We start from the raw sequence: 8,112 nt of genomic DNA, 5'->3' as shown, positions 1-8,112 counted from the left end.
GGCCGAGCCCGAGGCGGCCAAGCCCGCCGAGGAGGAGGACGCCCCGATCCCGATGAGCGCCGCGCGCCGTGCGATCATCCCTGCCGGCCAGCCGCTGCCGCCGCAGCCCTCGGCCAACGAGATCAGCCCCGAGGCGCTCGCCAAGGTCTCCGAGGTGGAGAAGGGCGCCAAGAAGCTGACGCTGATGGAGCTGACCGAAAAGACCTGCAAATGGCCGGTGGGCGATCCCGCGACCGACCAGTTCTGGTTCTGCGGCCTGCCGACGCAATCGGGCAAGCCCTATTGCGAGGCGCATGTCGGCGTCGCCTTCCAGCCGATGTCCTCGCGCCGCGACCGTCGCCGCTGAGCGCGCAGCGCCCGTTTCCTGAAAGGCCGCCCCCTCGGGGGCGGCCTTTTTCGTTCCGTGAAGGCCACGGGCGCAAACTTGCGAATTATTCGCAATCCAGTTGACTTCCTGCGAATGGTTCGCATCTTGTCGGGAGCAGAGTTCCTGACACCCGGAGACCATAGATGCGCCCCCTGCCCCTTCTCGCCCTCGCCCTGTCGGCCCTGGCCCTGCCCGCCGCCGCCCAGGATCGGCTCAAGGTGGCGACGAGCTTCACCGTGATCGCCGACATGGCCCGCAATGTCGCGGGCGAGGCCGCCGAGGTCGTCTCGATCACCAAGCCCGGCGCGGAGATCCACAACTACCAGCCCACCCCGCGCGACATCCTGGGCGTGCGTGACGCCGATCTGGTGTTGTGGAACGGGCTGAACCTGGAATTGTGGTTCGAGCAGTTCCTCGACAACGCGGGCGAGCGCCCCTCGGCGGTGATCTCGGAAGGCATCGAGCCAATCTCGATCTCGGGCGGCGATTACGACGGCAAGCCCAACCCGCACGCCTGGATGAGCCCCGACAACGCCGCGATCTATGTCGACAACATCCGCGATGCGCTGAGCGAGGCAGATCCGGAGAACGCCGATGCCTATGCCGCGAACGCCGAAAGCTACAAGGCCGAGATCGCCGCCGAGATCGAGCCGCTCAAGGCCGAGATCGAGCGGGTGCCCGAAGACAAGCGCTGGCTCGTTTCCTGCGAGGGGGCGTTCAGCTACCTCGCCCGCGATCTGGGGCTGAAGGAGCTGTTCCTCTGGCCGATCAACGCCGATTCCACCGGCACGCCGCAGCAGGTCCGCCGCGTGATCGACGGGGTGCGCGAGCACGAGATCCCGGCGGTGTTCTGCGAAAGCACCGTCAACACCGATCCCGCGAAGCAGGTCGCACGTGAAACAGGCGTGGCTTACGGCGGCGAGCTCTACGTCGATTCGCTCTCCGAGGCGGATGGCCCGGTGCCGAGCTATCTCGACCTTCTGCGCGTCACCACAGAGACGGTCGCGCGCGGATTGAACGGGGCCGAATGATGGACGCGCGCGCCTTTCCCGAACACGCGACAGGCGCGGGCGCGGGCCTCGCCGCCCAAGGCGTCACCGTCTCCTACCGCAACGGCGTCACCGCGCTGCGCGAGGCGAGCTTCTCGCTGCCCGTCGGCACGATCTCGGCTTTGGTCGGGGTCAACGGCGCGGGCAAATCCACGCTGTTCAAGGCAATCATGGGCTTTCTGCCGCTGGCCAAGGGCTCGATCTCGATCCTTGGTCAACCGGTGAAGCAGGCGCTGAAATCCGGGCTGGTGGCCTATGTGCCGCAGGCCGAGGAGGTCGACTGGTCCTTTCCGGTGCTGGTCGAGGACGTGGTGATGATGGGCCGCTACGGGCGGATGGGATTTTTGCGCCGCCCGCGCGCCGCCGACCGCGAAGCCGTCTCGTCGGCGCTGGCGCGCGTCAACATGACCGATTTCCGCCATCGCCAGATCGGCGAGCTGTCGGGCGGGCAGCGCAAGCGCGTCTTCCTCGCCCGCGCGCTGGCGCAGGACGGGCGGGTGATCCTGCTCGACGAGCCCTTCACCGGCGTCGACGTGAAGACCGAGGAGGCGATCATCCGGCTTCTGCGCGAATTGCGCGAGGAGGGCCGGGTGATGCTGGTCTCGACCCACAACCTCGGCTCGGTGCCCGAGTTCTGCGACCGCACCGTGCTGGTGAAGGGCACGGTGCTGGCGCATGGGCCGACGCGCGATGTCTTCACCCGCGACAATCTCGAACAGGCTTTCGGCGGCGTGCTGCGGCATTTCGTGCTGGGCGGCGCGGAGCTGCACCAGGACGAGGACGCGCGCAAGCTGCGCATCCTGTCGGATGACGAGCGCCCGCTGGTCTTTTACGATGACAAGCAGCGCTCGGGGGGCGGCGGGCGATGATCGAGACGCTCACCCTGCCCTTCACCTATGGCTACATGCTCAACGCCATGTGGGTCTCGGCCCTCGTCGGCGCGGTCTGCGCCTTTCTCTCGGCCTATCTCATGCTCAAGGGCTGGTCGCTGATCGGCGACGCGCTCTCGCACTCCATCGTGCCGGGCGTCGCCGGGGCCTACATGCTGGGCCTGCCCTTCGCGCTGGGCGCGTTTCTGTCGGGCGGCCTTGCGGCCGGAGCCATGCTGTTTCTCAACCAGCGCACCGGGCTCAAGGAGGACACGGTGATCGGGCTCATTTTCACCGGCTTCTTCGGGTTGGGGCTGTTCATGGTCTCGGTCTCGCCCACCCCGGTGGACGTGCAGACCATCATCCTGGGCAACATCCTCGCCATCACGCCCGAAGATACACTGCAACTCGCCATCATCGGCGCGGTCTGCATGGTGGTGCTGCTCTTGAAGTGGAAGGACCTCATGGTCGCCTTCTTCGACGAAACCCACGCCCGCTCCGTGGGCCTGCGCCCTGGCCTCTTGCGCTTCGTCTTCTTCGTGCTCCTGTCGGCGGCCTGCGTCGCCGCCCTGCAGACCGTGGGGGCGTTTCTCGTCATTGCCATGGTGGTCACGCCCGGGGCCACCGCCTACTTGCTCACCGACCGCTTTCCGCGCCTCATCGTCATCGCCGTGGCGCTGGGCAGCGTCACCAGTTTCACCGGCGCCTATATCTCCTTTTTTCTCGACGGGGCGACGGGCGGCGTGATCATCACCCTGCAGACGCTGATCTTCCTTCTCGCCTTCGTCTTCGCGCCAAAGCACGGCTGGCTCGCCGCAAGGGCCCGCGCGAGGGCGGCGCTATGAGCGAGCTTCTTCTCCCCTTCCAGCTCGGCTTCATGCGCGACGCCTTCATCGTCGCCGGGCTGATCGCGGTTCCCTGCGCGCTGCTGTCGTGTTTTCTGGTGCTCAAGGGCTGGTCGCTGATGGGCGACGCGGTGAGCCACGCGGTGCTTCCGGGCGTGGTGCTGGCCTATATCCTGAACATTCCGCTGCTGATCGGCGCCTTCGTCGCGGGCATGTCCTGCGCGTTGCTCACCGGTTTCCTTACCGATCACAGCCGGATCAAGCAGGACACGGTGATGGGGGTCGTCTTCTCGGGCATGTTCGGCATCGGCCTCGTGCTCTACACCTGGATCGAGAGCGAGGTGCATCTCGACCATATCCTCTTCGGCAACATGCTCGGCATCGACGCGGCCGACCTGTGGACCGCGGGCCTCGTCGGCGGCGTGGTCAGCCTCGCGCTGCTGGCGCGCTGGCGCGATCTGATGCTGCACGCCTTCGACGCGGCCCATGCCCGGGCGCTGGGCCTGCCGGTGGGGCTGTTTCACTACGGGCTGCTGGCGCTCTTGTCGCTGACCATCGTCAGCACGCTCTCGGCCGTCGGCATCATCCTCGCCATCGGCCTGCTGATCGCGCCCGGCGCCATTGCCTTTCTGGTCACCCGCCGCTTCGGCGTCATGCTTGCGGTGGCGGTCGGGGTGACGCTGGTGGCGAGTTGGGGCGGGGTCTATGCCAGCTTCTGGATCGACAGCGCGCCCGCGCCGACCATCATCCTCGGGCTCACGCTGATCTTCATCGCGGCCTTCGTGTGGAAGTCGTTCACGATCCGTCGGGCCGAGGCCGGGGGGGCTTCCCAGAGCGGCTGAGAGAGATTAGATCGCGCGGATGCAGAATCCTCCCGATCTCCGTCCCGACCTCGCCCCCAAGGCGCGCTTCAACGAGGCCCCCCGCCCCGGCCAGCCGACCATCGGCATGGTCTCGCTCGGCTGCCCCAAGGCGCTGGTGGACAGCGAGCGCATCCTGACGCGGCTTCGGGCCGAGGGTTATGCGATCAGCCCGGACTATTCCGGCGCCGATGCGGTGATCGTCAACACCTGCGGCTTTCTCGACAGCGCCAAGGCAGAGAGCCTCGACGCCATCGGCGAGGCGCTCAACGAGAACGGCAAGGTCATCGTCACCGGCTGCCTCGGGGCCGAGCCCGATTACATCACCGGCGCGCATCCGAAGGTGCTCGCCGTCACCGGCCCGCATCAATACGAGCAGGTGCTCGACGCGGTGCATGGCGCCGTGCCGCCCGCGCCCGATCCCTTCGTGGACCTGCTACCCGCGCGCGGCATCTCGCTCACGCCGCGGCACTTCAGCTATCTGAAGATCTCGGAGGGCTGCAATCACAAGTGCAGGTTCTGCATCATCCCCGACATGCGCGGGCGGTTGCAGTCGCGCCCGGCGCACGCGGTCATGCGCGAGGCGGAAAAGCTCGTCGAGGCGGGCGTGCGCGAGCTTCTGGTGATCTCACAGGACACCTCCGCCTACGGGCTCGACATCCGCCACGCCGAGGAGCGCGGCCACCGCGCCCATATCACCGATCTGGCGCGCGATCTGGGGTCTTTGGGCGCTTGGGTGCGGCTGCACTATGTCTACCCCTACCCGCATGTGCGCGATCTGATCCCGCTGATGGCCGATCCGAACTCCGGCCTGCTGCCTTATCTCGACATTCCGTTCCAGCACGGCCACCCGGATGTGCTGAAGCGCATGGCCCGGCCCGCGGCCTCCGCGAAGACGCTCGACGAGATCGCGGCCTGGCGGGCGATGGCGCCCGACATCACCCTGCGCTCGACCTTCATCGTGGGCTACCCCGGCGAGACCAAGACCGAGTTCGACTACATGCTCGACTGGCTCGACGAGGCGCAGCTCGACCGGGTCGGCTGCTTCAAATACGAGAACGTCGCCGGTGCGCGCTCCAACGACCTGCCCGACCATGTGCCCGAAGAGGTCAAGCAGGACCGCTGGGAGCGCTTCATGGCCAAGGCCCAGGCGATTTCGGAGGCGAAGCTTCAGGCCAAGGTCGGCCAGCATCTTCAGGTGATCGTCGACGAGGTCGACGAGGAGGCCGCGACCTGCCGCACCATGGCCGACGCGCCCGAGATCGACGGCAACCTCTTCATCGACGACGGCCATGAGATCCTGAAACCCGGCGACATGCTCACCGTCGAGGTGGACGAGGCGGGCGAGTACGACCTCTGGGGCCGCATGGTCGGAAGCTGAAATGCAATCGTGACGTGCGGTCTGTGTTGCCCTTTGGCAGTGCGCATTAAATGGTCATGAAATGGCCGCTGGCGACGCCGAAGCATGGGCGGCATGGTCGCACCGCAGCGATGGACACCACGGAGATTCGGTATCAATGACCACATCGCGGACACGCCCTCTCGATGACGCCCAACGACGCCTGCAGGCCGTTCTCAACAACGCCAGCGTCTCGATCTTCCTGATGGATGACCGGCAGCAGTGCGTCTACATGAACCGCGCCGCCGAGCTTCTGACCGGCTGGACGCTCGACGAGGTCATGGCACTCGACAAGCCGCTGCACGACATCGTTCATCACACCTATCCCGACGGCACGCCCTTTCCGCTGCATGAATGCGCGATCGACCGCGCCTTTCCCGAATACAACCAGGTACAGGGCGAAGAGGTCTTCGTGCATCGCGACGGGCATTTCTACCCGGTGGGCTTCACCGCCAGCCCGATCCGCGACGAGGACAGCCAGACTATCGGCACCATCATCGAGGTGCGCGACATCTCGGATGAAAAGCGTGCGCAGGAACGCCAGCGGCTTCTGGTCAACGAGCTGAACCACCGGGTGAAGAACACGCTGGCCACGGTACAGTCGATTGCCTGGCAGACCTTCAAGGGCACGGATGCCGAAACCTTCGAGCGGTTCTCGGGGCGGCTCACGACGCTGTCGCGCGCGCATAACGTGCTGACCGAAACCGCATGGGCCCGCGCCTCGCTGCGCGTCATCGCGGATGCGGCGGTGGACACGGTCGCGCCCGGCCGCATCCGGGTCGAGGGCGAGGATCTCGACATTCACCCCAAGGCGGCGGTGAGCCTGTCGATGGCGCTGCACGAGCTGGGCGCCAACGCGCTCAAATACGGCGCGCTGAGCTGCGAGGGCGGCGAAGTCTGGCTTGGCTGGTCGGCCAGCCCTGCCGAGGACGAGCGAAGCCGCCTGGTCCTGAGCTGGAACGAGAGCGGCGGGCCGCCGGTGACCGAGCCCTCCCGGCGCGGCTTCGGCCTGCGGCTGATCGAGCGGCAGGTGGCGATGGAGTTCGACGGCAGGGCACAGGTCGATTTCCGGCCCGAGGGGCTGAGCTGCCGGATCGAGATGCTGCTGCCCCAATTGCCCGACCCTGTGGCGCTGGAGCCCCAAGCGGATATCGGCCATGGGTAGCGGCGGGCTCGATGGCGTCCGGGTGCTCTTCGTCGAGGACGAGAGCCTCCTGGCGATGCTCGGCGAGGACGTGCTCAGCGAGGCGGGATGCGAGGTCACCGTGGCGATGCGGCTGAGCGAGGCGCTGCGCGCGCTGGCGGAGATCGAGTTCGACGTCGCGATCCTCGACGTGAACCTGGGCAACGAGACGAGCTACCCCGTGGCCGAGCAGCTGACGCGCCGCGAGATCCCCTTCATCTTCGCGACCGGCTACGCGGCGGCGGGGCTTTCGGGCAGCTATGCCGCCCATCGCTGCGTGCAAAAGCCCTACGATCCCGACCAGCTTCTCATGGCCGCACAGGCCGCGCTGGGTCACTGACCCGCGCAAGAACCGATGCCCCGGCCGCAGCCGGGGCATTCCCCCTATCTCTCATCGAAATGGCGACCGACCGGCCCGGACGGCCGCGCGAGCCCTCAGCTCGCCACCTGCCGCGCCGCGTCGAGCACGCTGGGCTCGTCGTGATAGGGGCAGGCCACGCGATGGCCATCGCCCAGATCGAGCATCGGCGGCAGGCCTTGGGCACAATCGGGATGCGCCTTGGGGCAGCGGGTGCGGAAGACGCAGCCCGAGGGCGGGTTCATCGGCGAGGGCAGCTCGCCGCCCAGCACCGGGCGCTGGCGCTGGCGCTCCAGCACCGGGTCGGGGATCGGCACGGAGGCGATCAGCGCCTGAGTGTAGGGATGCTCGGGGTTGGTGGTCAGCGCCTTGGATTTCGCCACCTCCATCACCCGGCCCAGATACATCACCACGATCCGGTCGGAGACGTGCTTCACCACGCTGAGGTCATGCGCGATGAAGATCATCGCCAGCCCCATGTCGCGCTGCAGCTCCTTGAGGAGGTTCACCACCTGCGCCTGCACCGACACGTCGAGCGCCGAGACCGGCTCGTCGCAGATCAGCAGCTTGGGACGCAGGATCAGCGCCCGGGCGATGCCGATGCGCTGGCATTGCCCGCCCGAGAACTCGTGCGGGTAGCGGTTGACGAGGTTGGGCAGCAGCCCCACCCGCTCCATCAGCTCGGCCACCCGGCGGCGGACCTCCTTGCGCGGCGTCTTGGGCTCATGCGTGACCAGCGGCTCGGCGATGATGTCGCCCACCGTCATGCGCGGGTTGAGCGCGGCAAGCGGGTCCTGGAACACCATCTGCACGTCCTTGCGGTGGACGCGGCGCTGGCGCTCGCTCATCGAGGCGAGGTCCTGCCCCTCGAACTCGATCCGCCCGCCGGTCGAGGGGATGGTGCCGACGATGGCGCGCGCCAGCGTCGATTTGCCCGAGCCGCTCTCGCCCACGATGCCCAGGGATTCGCCCGGCGCGAGGTCGAAGCTGATGCCGCCCACGGCGTGCAGCTTGTTCGAGGGCGTCCAGGGCCATGCGCCCCGCGGGCGGATGTCGAAGGCGACGCGCATGTCCTCGACCCGCAGGATCGGCTGCGGCACATGGCCGGTGCGGTCGGGGCGGCCATGCGGGCCGTCGTCCTCGGCCACGGGCGCGTCCTTGTGCGCCACGCCCGCCGGTTCG

Annotated in this window: 9 protein-coding genes; 8 read left to right on the top strand and 1 reads right to left on the bottom strand. The window is 67.6% G+C overall.

Annotation, left to right across the window (positions count from 1 at the left end; all coding sequences use genetic code 11):
* The 8 genes from NHG85_RS15635 to NHG85_RS15600 all read left to right on the top strand — a co-directional run.
* Nucleotides 1–346: GcrA family cell cycle regulator (locus tag NHG85_RS15635; RefSeq protein WP_305884603.1), on the top strand; the 346-nt coding region annotated here is incomplete at its 5' end.
* Nucleotides 347–510: 164 nt separating this feature from the next.
* Nucleotides 511–1,398, top strand: coding sequence for a metal ABC transporter substrate-binding protein (locus tag NHG85_RS15630; protein ID WP_253333998.1), 888 nt, complete (start codon nucleotides 511–513; stop codon nucleotides 1,396–1,398).
* Nucleotides 1,398–2,285 (top strand): manganese/iron ABC transporter ATP-binding protein, encoded by an 888-nt coding sequence (locus NHG85_RS15625; protein WP_253334001.1) that lies wholly within the window; start codon nucleotides 1,398–1,400, stop codon nucleotides 2,283–2,285. The genes NHG85_RS15630 and NHG85_RS15625 overlap by 1 nt, the downstream gene beginning before the upstream one ends.
* Complete coding sequence (locus NHG85_RS15620) at nucleotides 2,282–3,130, top strand: metal ABC transporter permease (protein ID WP_253333996.1); 849 nt, start codon at nucleotides 2,282–2,284, stop codon at nucleotides 3,128–3,130. The genes NHG85_RS15625 and NHG85_RS15620 overlap by 4 nt, the downstream gene beginning before the upstream one ends.
* Nucleotides 3,127–3,972: a metal ABC transporter permease gene (locus NHG85_RS15615; protein ID WP_253333994.1), complete on the top strand. Its 846-nt coding sequence runs from the start codon at nucleotides 3,127–3,129 to the stop codon at nucleotides 3,970–3,972. Before NHG85_RS15620 ends, NHG85_RS15615 begins: the two co-directional genes overlap by 4 nt.
* A gap of 19 nt (nucleotides 3,973–3,991) precedes the next feature.
* Nucleotides 3,992–5,371, top strand: coding sequence for a 30S ribosomal protein S12 methylthiotransferase RimO (gene rimO / locus NHG85_RS15610; protein WP_253333992.1), 1,380 nt, complete (start codon nucleotides 3,992–3,994; stop codon nucleotides 5,369–5,371).
* A 136-nt stretch (nucleotides 5,372–5,507) separates the two neighbouring features.
* On the top strand, nucleotides 5,508–6,554 hold the full coding sequence (locus tag NHG85_RS15605) for a sensor histidine kinase (protein ID WP_253333990.1): 1,047 nt from the start codon (nucleotides 5,508–5,510) through the stop codon (nucleotides 6,552–6,554).
* Complete coding sequence (locus tag NHG85_RS15600; RefSeq protein WP_253333989.1) at nucleotides 6,547–6,912, top strand: response regulator; 366 nt, start codon at nucleotides 6,547–6,549, stop codon at nucleotides 6,910–6,912. Before NHG85_RS15605 ends, NHG85_RS15600 begins: the two co-directional genes overlap by 8 nt.
* 95 nt (nucleotides 6,913–7,007) lie before the next feature.
* Here NHG85_RS15600 and NHG85_RS15595 read toward each other — a convergent pair whose 3' ends face one another.
* Nucleotides 7,008–8,000 (bottom strand): oligopeptide/dipeptide ABC transporter ATP-binding protein, encoded by a 993-nt coding sequence (locus tag NHG85_RS15595; protein WP_253334000.1) that lies wholly within the window; start codon nucleotides 7,998–8,000, stop codon nucleotides 7,008–7,010.
* Nucleotides 8,001–8,112: the final 112 nt, after the last annotated feature.

It is taken from the genome of Limimaricola litoreus (assembly GCF_024159025.1).
In the GTDB taxonomy this organism is placed as follows: Bacteria; Pseudomonadota; Alphaproteobacteria; order Rhodobacterales; family Rhodobacteraceae; genus Limimaricola; species Limimaricola litoreus.
The sequence above is the reverse complement of the archived record's forward strand: the minus strand, read 5'-3'. Positions and strand labels throughout refer to the sequence as shown.